Origin of the sequence: Variovorax boronicumulans (genome assembly GCF_009811375.1) — a bacterium.
Classification (GTDB): domain Bacteria; phylum Pseudomonadota; class Gammaproteobacteria; order Burkholderiales; family Burkholderiaceae_C; genus Variovorax; species Variovorax boronicumulans.
This window is the reverse complement of record NZ_BKDH01000001.1, coordinates 2462673-2477538: the sequence shown is the minus strand read 5'-3', so window position 1 is coordinate 2477538 and position 14866 is coordinate 2462673. Positions and strand designations below refer to the sequence as shown.

The 14866-nt window shown below is 66.5% G+C and carries 12 protein-coding genes; all 12 read left to right on the top strand.

The features are described 5' to 3' along the window. The first annotated feature begins 19 nt into the window (after positions 1–19). The 12 genes from rseP to VHAB30_RS11265 all read left to right on the top strand — a co-directional run bounded on the left by rseP (position 20) and on the right by VHAB30_RS11265 (position 14800). On the top strand, positions 20–1393 hold the full coding sequence (gene rseP / locus VHAB30_RS11320; protein ID WP_159277097.1) for an RIP metalloprotease RseP: 1374 nt from the start codon (positions 20–22) through the stop codon (positions 1391–1393). Between the two features lie 38 nt (positions 1394–1431). Continuing rightward, a complete protein-coding gene (bamA, locus tag VHAB30_RS11315) occupies positions 1432–3864 on the top strand; it encodes an outer membrane protein assembly factor BamA (protein WP_062471595.1) in 2433 nt (810 codons plus the stop codon). Further along, positions 3865–4410, top strand: a complete 546-nt coding sequence (locus tag VHAB30_RS11310; protein ID WP_062471593.1) for an OmpH family outer membrane protein — start codon at positions 3865–3867, stop codon at positions 4408–4410. 14 nt (positions 4411–4424) lie between these two features. Then, positions 4425–5402 (top strand): UDP-3-O-(3-hydroxymyristoyl)glucosamine N-acyltransferase, encoded by a 978-nt coding sequence (gene lpxD / locus VHAB30_RS11305; protein WP_159277096.1) that lies wholly within the window; start codon positions 4425–4427, stop codon positions 5400–5402. Positions 5403–5425: 23 nt separating this feature from the next. After that, positions 5426–5881 carry a 3-hydroxyacyl-ACP dehydratase FabZ gene (fabZ, locus tag VHAB30_RS11300; protein ID WP_056582588.1) on the top strand — a complete coding sequence of 152 codons (456 nt, stop codon included), beginning with the start codon at positions 5426–5428 and terminating at the stop codon, positions 5879–5881. Positions 5882–5906: 25 nt separating this feature from the next. Further along, positions 5907–6695: an acyl-ACP--UDP-N-acetylglucosamine O-acyltransferase gene (gene lpxA / locus VHAB30_RS11295; RefSeq protein WP_095745191.1), complete on the top strand. Its 789-nt coding sequence runs from the start codon at positions 5907–5909 to the stop codon at positions 6693–6695. Positions 6696–6705: 10 nt separating this feature from the next. Continuing rightward, positions 6706–7854 carry a lipid-A-disaccharide synthase gene (lpxB, locus tag VHAB30_RS11290; protein WP_159277095.1) on the top strand — a complete coding sequence of 383 codons (1149 nt, stop codon included), beginning with the start codon at positions 6706–6708 and terminating at the stop codon, positions 7852–7854. Then, entirely contained in the window at positions 7826–8557 is a 732-nt protein-coding gene (gene rnhB / locus VHAB30_RS11285; protein ID WP_159277094.1) for a ribonuclease HII, read from the top strand. Before lpxB ends, rnhB begins: the two co-directional genes overlap by 29 nt. Before the next feature lie 7 nt (positions 8558–8564). Then, positions 8565–9350 carry a TrmH family RNA methyltransferase gene (locus VHAB30_RS11280; protein ID WP_159277093.1) on the top strand — a complete coding sequence of 262 codons (786 nt, stop codon included), beginning with the start codon at positions 8565–8567 and terminating at the stop codon, positions 9348–9350. A 142-nt stretch (positions 9351–9492) separates the two neighbouring features. Then, the gene (gene carA, locus VHAB30_RS11275; protein ID WP_095745192.1) at positions 9493–10677 is read left to right on the top strand and encodes a glutamine-hydrolyzing carbamoyl-phosphate synthase small subunit; all 1185 of its coding nucleotides are present in this window, start codon (positions 9493–9495) and stop codon (positions 10675–10677) included. After that, a complete protein-coding gene (carB, locus tag VHAB30_RS11270; RefSeq protein ID WP_062471576.1) occupies positions 10670–13918 on the top strand; it encodes a carbamoyl-phosphate synthase large subunit in 3249 nt (1082 codons plus the stop codon). The genes carA and carB overlap by 8 nt, the downstream gene beginning before the upstream one ends. A 12-nt stretch (positions 13919–13930) precedes the next feature. Further along, positions 13931–14800 carry a Kdo hydroxylase family protein gene (locus tag VHAB30_RS11265; RefSeq protein ID WP_159277092.1) on the top strand — a complete coding sequence of 290 codons (870 nt, stop codon included), beginning with the start codon at positions 13931–13933 and terminating at the stop codon, positions 14798–14800. Positions 14801–14866 lie beyond the last annotated feature (66 nt).

Genomic DNA, 14866 nt, shown 5'->3' with positions numbered 1-14866 from the left:
TACAGCGCAGAGGACCCCGATGCTCACCGTCATAGCTTTTGTGGTCGCTCTCGGCGTCCTCATTGCGGTCCATGAATACGGCCACTATCGCGTGGCCGTGGCCTGCGGCGTCAAGGTGGAGCGCTTCTCGGTCGGCTTCGGCAAGGCCCTCCTGCGCTGGCAGCCCAAGCGCCAGCATCCGGGGCAGCAGACCGAGTTCGTGATCGGCGCCTTTCCCTTCGGCGGCTACGTCAAGATGCTCGATGAGCGCGAAGGCCCCGTGGCGCCCGAGGAGCGGCACCGCGCCTTCAACACCCAGCCGCTGCGCTCGCGCGCGGCCATCGTGGCCGCCGGCCCGATTGCCAACCTGCTGCTGGCGGTCGTGCTGTACACCGCGGTCAACTGGATCGGCGTCGACGAGCCCGTGGCCAAGCTGGCCCGGCCGGTGGCGGCGTCGCTGGCCGAGTCGGCGGGACTGCGTGGCGGCGAACACATCACCCAGGCCGGTTTCGATGGCGACCTGTCGCCGGTCCAGTCCTTCGAAGACCTGCGCTGGCGCATGACGCGCGGCGCGCTCGACGGCCGCGACCTCACGCTCGAAGTGGCAGGTGAGGGCGGTCGCCCTGGCCGCCAGCTGGTCCTGCCGCTGAGCCGCATGGAGGCCAAGGACGCCGATCCGCAGATGTTCCGCAAGATCGGCGTGGTCGCACCGCTGACCCGTCCTGAGATCGGCGAGGTCATGGCGGGCAGCGCGGCCGAGCGGTCGGGCCTTCGCAACGGCGACCTGGTCCTGACCATCGGCGACACCCCCATCCTCGACGGACAGCAGCTGCGCGAAGTCATTCGTGCCTCGATCAATGCCTCCGGGCAGGCGCGCACGCAGACCTGGCAGCTCCAGCGTGGCGGTCAGCCGCTCTCGCTCGAAGTCAAGCCGGAAGTGCGCGAAGAGGGCGCTGACAAGGTCGCGCGCATCGGCGCCTACGTCGGCGCGCCGCCCGAGATGGTCACGGTGCGCCAGGGCGTCATCGACGGCGTCTGGCGTGGCGTGGTGCGCACCTGGGAGGTGTCCGCGCTCACGGTTCGCATGATGGGCAAGATGCTGATCGGCGAGGCCTCGATCAAGAACCTGAGCGGTCCCTTAACAATTGCTGATTACGCCGGCAAGTCCGCCAGCCTCGGTCTGACGCAGTACCTGGTCTTTCTCGCTCTCATCAGCGTGAGCCTCGGGGTGCTCAACCTGATGCCGCTGCCGGTCCTCGATGGGGGGCACCTGATGTATTATCTTTGGGAGGGCCTGACCGGGAAAAGCGTCTCCGACGCCTGGATGGAACGGCTGCAGCGTGGCGGTGTCGCCTTGCTGCTGGTGATGATGTCGGTCGCACTCTTCAACGACGTCACGCGGCTCTTTGGTTAACTTTCTGCCGGCCCTTTCCGTGCCGGCCCAATTCACAGATGAACACAAACTTCAGTCGCTTTCGCCTGCGTAGCGTTGCCGCGGTGGTGGCCAGCACGCTGGCGGCCACGGCCGCTTGGGCCGTCGAGCCTTTCACGGTGCGCGATATCCGCGTCGAAGGCTTGCAACGCGTCGAGGCCGGCACGATCTTCGGGTCGCTGCCCTTGCGTGTGGGCGACACCTACAGCGACGAACGCGGCTCGGCCGCGATCCGCGCGCTGTTCGACCTGGGGTTGTTCAAGGACGTGCGAATCGACGTCAACGGCAACGTGCTGGTGGTGATCGTCGAAGAGCGGCCCACCATCGCCGACGTCGACTTCGTCGGCGCCAAGGAATTCGACAAGGCGGCGCTGCAGAAGGCGCTGCGTGAAATCGGGCTGGCCGACGGCCGCCCGTACGACAAGGCCCTGGCCGACCGCGCGGAGCAGGAGCTCAAGCGCCAGTACGTGAGCCGCAGCCTGTACAACGCGAACGTCGTGACCACCGTCACGCCCATCGAGCGCAACCGCGTGAACCTGACGTTCACCGTGACCGAAGGCGAGTCCGCCCGCATCCGCGAAGTGCACGTGGTCGGCAACAAGGCCTTCAGCGAATCGACGCTGCTGAGCCTGTTCGACCAGGACAGTGGCGGCTTCATGAGCTGGTACACCAAGTCGAACCAGTACTCGCGCGCCAAGCTCAACGCCGACCTCGAGACGCTGAAGAGCTACTACATCACCCGCGGCTACCTCGAGTTCCGCATCGATTCGACCCAGGTCGCCATTTCGCCGGACCGCAAGGACCTGAGCGTCACGGTGAACATCACCGAAGGCGAGAAGTTCGTGGTGGCGGGCATCAAGCTCGACGGCAACTACCTGGGCCGCGACGACGAGTTCAAGTCGCTCATCACGATCAAGCCCGGCGAGCCCTACAACGGCGAGCAGGTCACCGAGACCACCAAGGCCTTCAGCGACTACTTCGGCACCTTCGGCTACGCCTTCGCCCGCGTGCAGGCGCGTCCGGACATCGACCGTGTGAACAACCGCGTCACGCTCACGCTGCAGGCCGAGCCCTCGCGCCGCGTGTACGTGCGCCGCGTGTCGGTCGGCGGCAACAACAAGACGCGCGACGAAGTGATCCGCCGCGAGTTCCGTCAGTTCGAAGCCTCGTGGTATGACGGCGACAAGATCAAGGTTTCGCGCGACCGCGTGGACCGCCTGGGTTTCTTCACCGAAGTGAACGTCGAGACCCAGGAAGTGCCCGGCTCGCCCGACCAGGTCGACCTGACCGTGAACGTGGCCGAAAAGCCCACCGGCACGCTGCAGCTGGGCGCCGGCTACTCGAGCGCGGAAAAGGTCGCGCTGACCTTCGGCATCTCGCAGGAAAACGTGTTCGGCTCGGGCAACTTCCTGGGCGTGCAGGTCAACACCAGCAAGTACAACCGCACGCTGTCGCTGACCACCACCGACCCGTACTTCACGAAGGACGGCATCTCGCGCACGATCAGCGTGTACCACACGACGACGCGCCCGTACTCCACGAACGAAGACGGCGACTACAAGCTGGTGAACCAGGGCGCCTCGATCCGTTTCGGTGTGCCGTTCAGCGAACTCGACACCGTCTTCTTCGGCGTCGGCCTGGAGCGCTACGCGTTCGACCCGAACCGCTCGGCGCTCGCCGGCCTCACCACGCCGCAGTCGTACCTGAACTACTTCCATTGCGGCAAGGACGCGACCGGCTGGTTCGTCACCAGCTGCGACCAGAAGAGCGTCTGGGGCATCCCGCTGACCGTGGGCTGGGGCCGCGACAGCCGCGACAGCGCGCTGGTCCCGACCACCGGCCGCCTGCAGCGCGCCAACCTCGAGTTGGGCGTGGGCGGCGACATGAAGTACCTGAAGACCAGCTACCAGTACCAGCAGTTCTTCGCGATCAACAAGCAGTACACCTTTGCCATCAACGGCGAAGTGGGCTATGCCAAGGCCTTCGGTGGCAAGGTCTACCCGATCTTCAAGAACTTCTACGCCGGTGGCCTGGGTTCGATCCGCGGCTTCGAGCAGAACTCGCTGGGCCCGCGCGACCAGCCGCTGCTCGGCCAGACCGAAGGCGCGGCACTGGGCGGTACCAAGAAGGCCATCTTCAATGCCGAGCTGAGCACGCCGTTCCCCGGCGCCGGCAACGACCGCACGCTGCGCCTGTACGGCTTCTTCGACGTCGGTAACGTGTTCGGTTCCCGTGCACCCAACGTGACGGACGAGCAATGGAAGGCTCAGAAGAAGCTGCGCGCCTCGGTCGGTCTGGGCATCAGCTGGATCTCGCCGCTGGGCCCGCTGCGCCTGGCCTACGCCTTCCCCGTCAAGTCCCAGAAGGAAGTGACGGATCCGAGCACCGGGTTCGTCGTGATCCCGAAGGATAGAATTCAGCGCCTCCAATTCCAGATCGGAACGTCTTTCTAAATGAAGCATTTGATTCGCGCCGCCGCCGGCGCGTTCCTGATTCCCGCTTTTGCCCTCGTGGCTGCGCCCGCGCAGGCCCAGGAAAGCTTTCGCATCGGTTTCGTGAACCCCGACCGTGTGCTGCGCGAAGCGCAGCCGGCCAAGACCGCGCAAGCCAAGCTCGAGGCTGAATTCCTCAAGCGCGAAAAGGACCTGACCGTGCAGGGAGATGCACTGAAAACGGCCTCGGAGAAGTTCGAGCGCGAGGCACCGACCCTGTCGGAAAGCCAGCGCGTCTCGCGCCAGCGTTCGCTGGTCGACCAGGACCGCGACTTCCAGCGCAAGCGCCGCGAGTTCCAGGAAGACCTGAACGCGCGCAAGAACGAAGAGCTCCAGCAGGTCTACGAGCGCGCCAACCGCGTGGTCAAGCAGGTCGCCGAAGCTGAAAAGTACGACGCCATCCTCCAGGAAGCGATCTACATCAACCCGAAGCACGACATCACCGACAAGGTGATCAAGGCGCTGAACGCGTCGGTCGGCTCCTCTGCGCCTGCGGCCGGCAAGTAACGCCGCGAACCGGCGTGTCGCTGCAGCTCGGAGCCATCGTTGACGCCCTCGGGGGCGAGCTTCATGGAGATGCCACGCTGTCCATCGAGCGGCTCGCGCCGCTCCAGAATGCACAGCCCGATGCGCTCAGCTTCCTGAGCCATCCCAAATACCAGCAGGAACTGGCCGCCTCCAAGGCGGCCTGTGTCATCGTGTCGCCCGCCATGCGCGAGGCTGCCGCGGCGCGTGGCGCCTACATCGTCACGCCGGACCCGTACTACTACTTTGCACGCCTGACGCAGCTGTGGAAAGCGCACCATGCGCGCCCGGAAACCGATCGCATCCATCCCTCCGCCGTGATCCATCCCGAAGCCCATGTCGACGCCACCGCGCGCATCGGCGCGCTGTGCGTGGTGGAGCGGGGCGCGCGCATCGGCGCGGGCACCGTGCTGAAGTCGCGCGTCACGGTCAGCGAAGACTGCACCATCGGCGAGCGCTGCCTGCTGCACCCGGGCGTGGTGATCGGGGCCGACGGCTTCGGCCTCGCGCCGCACCAGGGCGCCTGGGTCAAGATCGAGCAGCTGGGCGCGGTGCGCATCGGCAACGACGTCGAGATCGGTGCCAACACCTGCATCGACCGCGGCGCGCTCGACGACACCGTCATCGAAGACGGCGTGAAGCTCGACAACCTGATCCAGATCGGCCACAACGTGCGCGTCGGCAAGCACACTGCCATGGCGGGCTGCGTCGGCGTGGCCGGCAGCGCCACCATCGGTGCCCACTGTACCTTCGGCGGCGGCGCCATCGTGCTGGGCCACCTCACGGTGGCCGACGGCGTGCACGTGTCGGCGGCGACCGTGGTGACACGCTCCATCCGCAAGGCCGGCCAGTACACCGGCATGTTTCCGATCGATGACAATGCGAACTGGGAAAAGAATGCGGCAACACTCAAGCAGTTGCACAGCCTGCGCGAACGACTGAAGGCGCTGGAAAAAGCCCCCTCGAAACAATGACGACGATGCAGGAACAGAACACCATGACGGACACGACGCTCGATATCCACCAAATTCTCAAGTTGCTGCCGCATCGCTACCCGTTTCTCCTGGTGGACCGGGTGTTGAGCATGGAGAAGGGCAAGCGCATCACGGCGCTCAAGAACGTGACGATGAACGAGCCCTTCTTCAACGGCCACTTCCCGCACCGTCCGGTGATGCCGGGCGTGCTGATGCTCGAAGCCATGGCGCAGGCTGCGGCGCTGCTGTCGTTCCGCTCGCTGGACATCGTGCCCGACGACAACACGGTCTACTACTTTGCAGCCATCGACGGCGCGCGCTTCAAGCGCCCCGTGGAGCCTGGCGACCAGCTCACGCTCGAAGTCGAGATCGAGCGCATGAAGGCCGGCATCTCGAAGTTCAAGGGCCGTGCGCTCGTGGGCAGCGAACTGGCGTGCGAAGCCTCGCTGATGTGCGCCATGCGCCAGATCAACAGCTGATCCGGCTCATCGTCTCTTGCAAGGCATGACCCAGGTTCATTCGACCGCGATCGTCGACCCGAAGGCCCAGCTCGACGCCTCGGTGTCGGTCGGTCCCTACACCGTGATCGGCCCGCACGTGCGGATCGGCGCGGGCACCACCATCGGCGCGCATTGCGTGATCGAAGGGCGCACGACCATCGGGCGCGACAACCGGATCTTCCAGTTCTCGTCGCTCGGCGCGATCCCCCAGGACAAGAAATACGCGGGTGAGCCCACCGAGCTCACCATCGGCGACCGCAACGTGATCCGCGAGTTCTGCACCTTCAACCTTGGCGTGCCCGGGGCAGGGGGCATCACGCGTGTCGGCAACGACAACTGGATCATGGCGTACACGCACATCGCGCACGACTGCCGGGTCGACAACCACACGACGCTGTCCAACAACACCACGCTGGCCGGGCACGTGCATCTGGCCGACTGGGTCACGATCGGCGGCCTGACGGGCATCCATCAGTTCGTCTCGGTCGGCGCGCACGCCATGGTCGGCTTCGCGAGCGCGATCTCGCAGGACGTGCCACCCTTCATGCTGGTCGACGGCAATCCGCTGGCGGTTCGCGGGTTCAACATCGTGGGCCTGCGCCGGCGCGATTTCTCGGCGCAGCGGCTCGCGGCGGTCAAGCAGATGCACCGCCTGCTGTACCGCCAGGGCAAGACGCTCGAAGAGGCGCGCGCCGCCATCGCCGAGCTCGCGGCGGAAATGCCCGAGGCCGCCGGCGATGTCGCGCTGATGGAGGCCTTCCTCGCTCATTCAACGCGCGGCATCGCGCGCTGACATGGGCGCGATGAGCACGAACGAACAGCGCCGCTTCGCGCTGGTCGCGGGCGAAGCGTCCGGCGACCTGCTCGCGGGTTTGCTGCTCGACGGCCTCGAAGCCCGCTGGCCGGCCTTGCAGACCGTCGGCATCGGCGGTCCGCGCATGCTGGCCCACGGCTTCCAGAGCTGGTGGCCGCAGGAAAAGCTGGCCGTGCGCGGCTACATCGAGGTGCTTCGGCACTACGCCGAGATCGCCGGTATCCGCCGCCAGCTCAAGGCCCGACTGCTGCGCGAGCGCCCCGAGCTGTTCATCGGTGTCGACGCGCCCGATTTCAATCTCGACCTCGAAGCCGGCCTGCGCAGCGAGGGCATCAAGACGGTTCATTTCGTCTGTCCCTCGATCTGGGCCTGGCGCGCCGACCGCATCGACAAGATCCGCGCCGCCGCCGACCACGTGCTGTGCATCTTCCCGTTCGAGCCCGAATTGCTCGAAAAGCAGGGCGTGGCCGCGAGCTACGTGGGCCATCCGATTGCCAACGTGATCCCGATGACGCCCGACCGCGCCGCCTCCCGCGCCGCACTCGGGCTGGACCCCGAGGCGCAGGTCGTTGCGCTGCTGCCCGGCAGCCGCCGTTCCGAAATCCGTTACCTCGCGGCCCGCTTCTTCGCTGCTGCGGCGCTGATGCAGAAGGCCAAGCCGAAGCTGCAGTTCATCGCGCCGATCCTGCCGGGGCTGCGCGCCGAGGTCGAGAGCCTGCTGCAGGCTGCCGGCATGGCAGGGCGGGTGAAGCTGCTCGACGGCCAGTCGCATGCCGCGCTCGCCGCCTGCGATGTCACGCTGATCGCCAGCGGCACGGCCACGCTCGAGGCGGCGCTGTTCAAGCGCCCGATGGTCATCGCCTACAACATGAACGGGCTCTCGTGGCGCCTCATGCAGCGCAAGCAGCTGCAGCCCTGGGTGGGGTTGCCGAACATCCTGTGCCGCGAGTTCGTGGTGCCCGAACTGCTGCAGGAAGCCGCTTCGCCCAAGGCGCTGGCACAGGCCACGCTCGAATGGCTCGACGCGCCCGCGAAGACGCAGGCGCTGCAACAAAGATTTTCAGCGCTGCATGTGCAATTGCAGCGCGACACGCCCACACTGTGCGCCGATGCGATCCAGAAAGTTCTTGAAGGCTGAGCAGGCCCCGCTGGTGTGGGACGCGCCCGGCCTGATGGCGGGCGTCGATGAAGCAGGGCGCGGGCCGCTGGCCGGTCCCGTGGTGGCTGCGGCCGTGATCCTCGACGACCTGCGCCCGATCCGCGGCCTGGCCGACTCCAAGACGCTCACGGCGCTGCAGCGCGAACGCCTGCACGACCAGATCCTCGCCAAGGCGCTGTGCTGCTCCATCGCGCAGGCCTCGGTCGAGGAGATCGACAGCCTCAACATCCTGCAGGCCACCATGCTCGCGATGCGTCGTGCGGTCGAAGGCCTGCGGCTCAAGCCCGTCAAGGTGCTGGTGGACGGCAACCGGCTGCCCCGGCTCGACGTGCTGGCCGAAGCCATCGTCAAGGGCGACGCGCGGGTCAAGGCGATCTCGGCCGCGTCCATCCTGGCCAAGGTGCACCGCGACCGGCTCTGCACGCAACTGCACGACGAATTTCCGCACTACGGCTTCGCCGGTCACAAGGGCTACGGCACGCGCGAGCACCTTGAGGCGCTCCAGCGTCACGGCGCCTGCGTGCACCACCGCCGCTCGTTCAGTCCGGTGGCGGCGGCGCTGGCGCGCACGGCTGCTGCAACGTCAGGCGTCAATGTCATGGCCGGCGAGGTTTCGGTCGCCCACGTGATCGGCGCCGCCGAAAACCACAACGCACGCCTCGATCCGCGCGCCGCCCCCTGAGCCCGCCATGACCACCGACACCGGCCCGAGCCACATCAGCTCGCGCGACAACCCCTTGCTCAAGGACCTGCGCAAGCTCGCGCAAGATCCGGGCGCCTATCGCAAGCTCGGCCGGCTCTGGCTCGAAGGCGATCACCTGTGCCGCGCGGCGCTGGCCCGCGGCGTCCGGCCGGCGGTGGCGGTGTTTTCGGAGGCGTTCTGGCCCTCGGCACCCGCCGAATGGGTGCGGAGTGCTATCAAAACGGTAGTGGTCGCCGACGACCTGCTGCGCGCGGTCAGCGGCCTGGAGTCGCCCGCGCCAATGGGCTTCGTGCTCGACCTGCCGGCGCGACCCGAAATCCTGCCCGACGCGCCGAGCGTGGTGCTCGACCGCCTGCAGGACGCCGGCAATGCCGGCTCCATACTGCGCAGCGCGGCGGCTTTCGGCTTCACCCAGGTGATCGCGCTCAAGGGCACGGCCGCGCTGTGGGCACCGAAGGTGCTGCGCGCCGGCATGGGGGCCCACTTCGGCCTGCGGCTGGTCGAAGGCGTGGACATCGACGCGCTCGATGCGCTGCGGGTGCCGCTGGTGGCCACCAGCTCGCACCGGGGTGAATGGCTGCACAAGGCCGATCTGCCGCACCCCTGCGCCTGGCTGATGGGCCACGAGGGGCAGGGCGTTTCGGCCGCGCTGGAGGCTCGGGCCGCCCACCACATCCGCATCGCGCAACCGGGCGGCGAGGAGTCGCTCAACGTGGCGGCGGCCGCCGCCATCTGCCTGCACGCAAGCGGAGCAGCCCTGCAGGCCAAATAACACACCCAGTCCGGGCTACAATCGGGGGCTTACTCGCAAATCAGCGTCGCCCGGCCGCCTTCAACGCCAAAATCCCCTTAAGCAGCAGTCCGCAGGCAACGCGCCTGGGGCTCCGGGCGACCGTAACCATCCGGAGAACCCAGTGCTTTTGTCTCTCAAGGGAAGTTTCCCGCCCGCCATCCTGGCGCTCGCAGACGGCACGGTCTTTCTCGGCAACTCGATCGGAGCCGCCGGCTCCACGACCGGTGAAGTGGTGTTCAACACCGCGATGACCGGTTACCAGGAAATCCTCACCGACCCCAGCTACTGCCAGCAGATCGTCACCCTGACGTATCCGCACATCGGCAACTATGGTGTCAACGGCGAGGACATCGAGGCCGACAAGATCCATGCCGCGGGCCTGATCATCAAGGACCTGCCCCTCGTCGCCTCCAACTTCCGCAAGACCGCCACGCTGACCGAGTACCTCGTGTCCGGCAACACGGTGGCCATTGCGAACATCGACACCCGCAAGCTCACGCGCCACCTGCGCACCCACGGCGCGCAGAACGGCTGCATCCTGGGCCTGGCCGCGGGCGAGACCGTGACGCAGGCGCTGATCGACAAGGCCATCGCCGCCGCCAAGGCCGCGCCCAGCATGGCTGGCCTCGACCTGGCCAAGGTGGTGTCGGTCAAGCAGACCTACGAATGGACCGAGACCGAGTGGAAGCTCGGCGCGGGCTACGGCGTACAGATCACGCCGCAGTTCCACGTGGTCGCGTTCGACTACGGCGTCAAGAAGAACATCCTGCGCATGATCGCGCAGCGTGGCGCGCGCATCACCGTGGTGCCGGCGCAGACGCCCGCGGCCGACGTACTCAAGCTCAAGCCCGATGGCATCTTCCTGGCCAACGGCCCCGGCGACCCGCAGCCCTGCGACTACGCCATCAGCGCCGTCAAGGAACTGATCGAAACCGGCATCCCCACCTTCGGCATCTGCCTGGGCCACCAGATCATGGCGCTCGCCTCGGGCGCCAAGACCTTCAAGATGAAGTTCGGCCACCACGGCGCGAACCATCCGGTGAAGGACCTGGACAACGGCCGCGTGAGCATCACCAGCCAGAACCACGGCTTCGCGGTCGACGAGAAGTCGCTGCCGGCCAACCTGCGTCCCACCCACATCAGCCTGTTCGACAACACGCTGCAGGGCCTGGCGCGCACCGACAAGCCCGCGTTCTGCTTCCAGGGCCACCCCGAAGCCTCGCCGGGCCCGCACGACATCGGCTACCTGTTCGATCGCTTCACGGCACTCATGGAAAAGCACAAGACGGAGAACAAGAATGCCTAAGCGCACCGACCTCAAATCGATCCTCATCATCGGCGCCGGCCCGATCATCATCGGCCAGGCCTGCGAGTTCGACTACTCCGGCGTGCAAGCCTGCAAGGCGCTGCGCGAAGAGGGCTACAAGGTCATCCTGATCAACAGCAACCCCGCGACGATCATGACCGACCCGGCCACGGCCGACGTCACCTACATCGAGCCCATCACCTGGCAGACGGTTGAGAAAATCATCGCCAAGGAACGCCCCGACGCGATTCTGCCGACCATGGGCGGCCAGACCGCGCTGAACTGCGCGCTCGACCTGTGGCGCAACGGCGTGCTCGACAAGTACACCGGCACGGCCACGAACCGCCCGATCGAGCTGATCGGCGCCACGCCCGAAGCCATCGACAAGGCCGAGGACCGCCTGAAGTTCAAGGACGCGATGACCAAGATCGGCCTGGGCTCAGCGCGTTCGGGCATCGCCCACACGCTCGACGAGGCGTGGGCCGTGCAGAAGACGGTCGGCTTCCCGGTCGTGATTCGCCCCAGCTTCACGCTGGGCGGCACCGGCGGCGGCATCGCCTACAACCCGGAAGAGTTCGAGACCATCTGCAAGCGCGGCATCGAAGCCTCTCCGACCAACGAGCTGCTGATCGAAGAGTCGCTGCTCGGCTGGAAAGAGTACGAGATGGAAGTCGTGCGCGACAAGGCCGACAACTGCATCATCGTCTGCTCGATCGAAAACCTCGACCCGATGGGCGTGCACACCGGCGACTCGATCACCGTGGCACCCGCGCAGACGCTGTCCGACAAGGAATACCAGATCCTGCGCAACGCCTCGCTGGCCGTGCTGCGCGAGATCGGCGTGGACACCGGCGGCTCGAACGTGCAGTTCTCCATCAACCCGAAGGACGGCCGCATGGTCGTCATCGAGATGAACCCGCGCGTGTCGCGCTCCTCGGCGCTGGCCTCCAAGGCCACGGGCTTCCCCATCGCCAAGGTCGCCGCCAAGCTGGCCGTGGGCTACACGCTCGACGAGCTGCGCAACGAGATCACCGGCGGTGCCACGCCCGCGTCGTTCGAACCGTCGATCGACTACGTGGTCACCAAGATCCCGCGTTTCGCCTTCGAGAAATTCCCGCAGGCCGATTCGCGCCTCACGACGCAGATGAAGTCGGTGGGCGAGGTGATGGCCATGGGCCGCACCTTCCAGGAATCGTTCCAGAAGGCCCTGCGCGGCCTCGAAGTGGGCGTCGACGGCCTGAACGAGAAGACGCAAGACCGCGAAGTGCTCGAAAAGGAACTGGGCGAGCCCGGTCCCGAGCGCATCTGGTACGTGGGCGACGCCTTCGCCATGGGCCTGAGCGTTGATGAAGTGTTCGCGCTGACCAAGATCGACCCGTGGTTCCTGGTGCAGATCGAAGAGATCGTGAAGATCGAGCTCGAGCTGGAAACCAAGTCGCTCGACGACATCGACAAGGACACGCTGCTCGCGCTCAAGAAGAAGGGCTTCTCCGACCGTCGCCTGGCCAAGCAGCTCAAGACCACCGACACGGCCATCCGCGAGAAGCGCCGCGCCCTGGGCGTGCGCCCGGTCTACAAGCGCGTGGACACCTGCGCAGCCGAGTTTGCGACCAACACCGCCTACATGTACTCGACCTACGAGGACGAGTGCGAGGCCGACCCGACCGACAAGAAGAAGATCATGGTGCTCGGCGGCGGTCCCAACCGCATCGGCCAGGGCATCGAGTTCGACTACTGCTGCGTGCACGCCGCGCTCGCCATGCGCGAGGACGGCTACGAGACCATCATGGTCAACTGCAACCCCGAGACCGTGTCGACCGACTACGACACCTCGGACCGCCTGTACTTCGAGCCGCTGACGCTCGAAGACGTGCTCGAGATCGTCGACAAGGAAAAGCCGCTCGGCGTGATCGTGCAGTACGGCGGCCAGACGCCGTTGAAGCTTGCGCTCGACCTCGAAGCCAACGGCGTGCCGATCATCGGCACCTCTCCCGACATGATCGACGCGGCCGAAGACCGTGAGCGCTTCCAGAAGCTGCTCCACGAGCTGGGCCTGCGCCAGCCGCCGAACGCCACCGCGCGCACCGAACCCGAAGCGCTCGAAAAGGCTGCGGCCCTGGGCTACCCGCTGGTGGTGCGCCCGAGCTACGTGCTCGGCGGCCGTGCGATGGAAATCGTGCACGAGCAGCGCGACCTCGAGCGCTACATGCGCGAGGCCGTGAAGGTCAGCAATGACTCGCCGGTGTTGCTCGACCGCTTCCTGAACGACGCCGTCGAATGCGACGTCGACTGCATCCGTGACGCCGAAGGCGGCACGCTGATCGGCGGCGTGATGGAACACATCGAACAGGCCGGCGTGCACTCGGGCGACTCCGCCTGCTCGCTGCCGCCCTACAGCCTGAACGCCGACACGGTGGCCGAGCTGAAGCGCCAGAGCGCTGCCATGGCCGCTGCGCTGAACGTGGTCGGCCTGATGAACGTGCAGTTCGCCATCCAGCAGAAGGACGGCAAGGACGTCATCTACGTGCTCGAAGTGAACCCGCGTGCGTCGCGCACCGTGCCTTACGTGAGCAAGGCCACGGGCATCCAGCTGGCCAAGGTGGCGGCACGCTGCATGGCCGGCCAGTCGCTCGCGTCGCAGGGCGTGACCAAGGAAGTCACCCCGCCGTACTTCAGCGTGAAGGAAGCCGTGTTCCCGTTCGTCAAGTTCCCGGGCGTGGACACCATCCTCGGCCCTGAGATGAAGTCGACCGGCGAAGTCATGGGCGTGGGCAAGACCTTCGGCGAAGCCTTCGTGAAGTCGCAGCTGGGCGCGGGCACGCTGTTGCCCAAGTCGGGCAAGGCCTTCATCTCGGTGAAGAACAACGACAAGGCGCGCGCCGTCGAAGTGGCGCGCGGCCTGGCCAAGCTGGGCTTCGAACTGGTCGCCACCAAGGGCACCGCCGCGGCCATCAGCGCCGCCGGCATCGCCTGCGAGACGGTCAACAAGGTGACCGAAGGCCGCCCGCACATCGTGGACATGATCAAGAACAACGAGATTGCCTTGGTCATCAACACGGTGGAAGAGCGCCGCAACGCGATCACCGACTCGCGCCAGATCCGCACCTCGGCACTGCTGGCGCGCGTGACCACCTTCACCACGATCTTCGGCGCCGAAGCCGCGGTCGAAGGCATGGGCTTCATGGACGAGCTGGGCGTGATCTCGGTGCAGGAGATGCACGCGCAGCTGGCCGCCGCCTGACCGGGCACCGCCATGGAAACGCAGCTGGTCGAACTGGACCTCGCGGACTGGAACGCGGCCACGCCCAACGAGGCGTGGATTGCACAGCTGGAAGCCGGCAAGGTGCTGTACTTCCCGCGGCTGGGCTTCGAGCTGCTGCCTGAAGAGCGCAGCCTGCTGACGCCCAGCCTGCTGTCGCCCGACGTGCGCAACATCAGCCTGGACGCCACCGGCAAGCTCAAGGGCGCCGTGGGCGACGAGGCGGTGCAGCGCGCCACGGCGGCGATGGTGGGGCGCTTTCGAGCGCAGGCGCAGCAGCTCATCCATGGGCTGCTGCCGCACTACACGCCGGCCTTGCGCCTGGCGCCGACCAGCTACCGGCCGGCCCAGGTCGAGACGCGCGTGCAGTCGTGGCGCGCCGACGACCGGCGCCTGCACGTCGATGCATTCCCGTCGCGCCCCAACTACGGCGAGCGCATCCTGCGCGTGTTCACCAACGTCAATCCTGACGGCGCACCGCGCGTGTGGCGCGTGGGCGAGCCTTTCGAGGACATCGCCAAGCGCTTCCTGCCGCGGGCCAAGCCCTATGCGCGCTGGCAAGCCAAGTTGCTGCAGGCGCTGCACGTCACCAAGTCGTTCCGCAGCGAGTACGACCACCTGATGCTGCAGCTGCACGACGGCATGAAGTCGGACATGGCGTACCAGGAAAACTCGCCGCAGGAAACGGCGAAATTCCCGCCGGGTTCGGTGTGGGTGTGCTTCTCGGACCAGACCTCGCACGCCGTGATGGCAGGCCAGTACATGCTCGAGCAGACCCTTCATCTGGCCGCATCGAAGCAATACAATCCCGAATCGAGCCCGCTCGCCATCCTGAGCCGGCTGACCGGACGCACACTCGTCTGATCAATTCCCTCAATCGACCGCCGAACGGCAGCGTTCGGCGGTTTCGCTTTATGGAGAACCAACAAC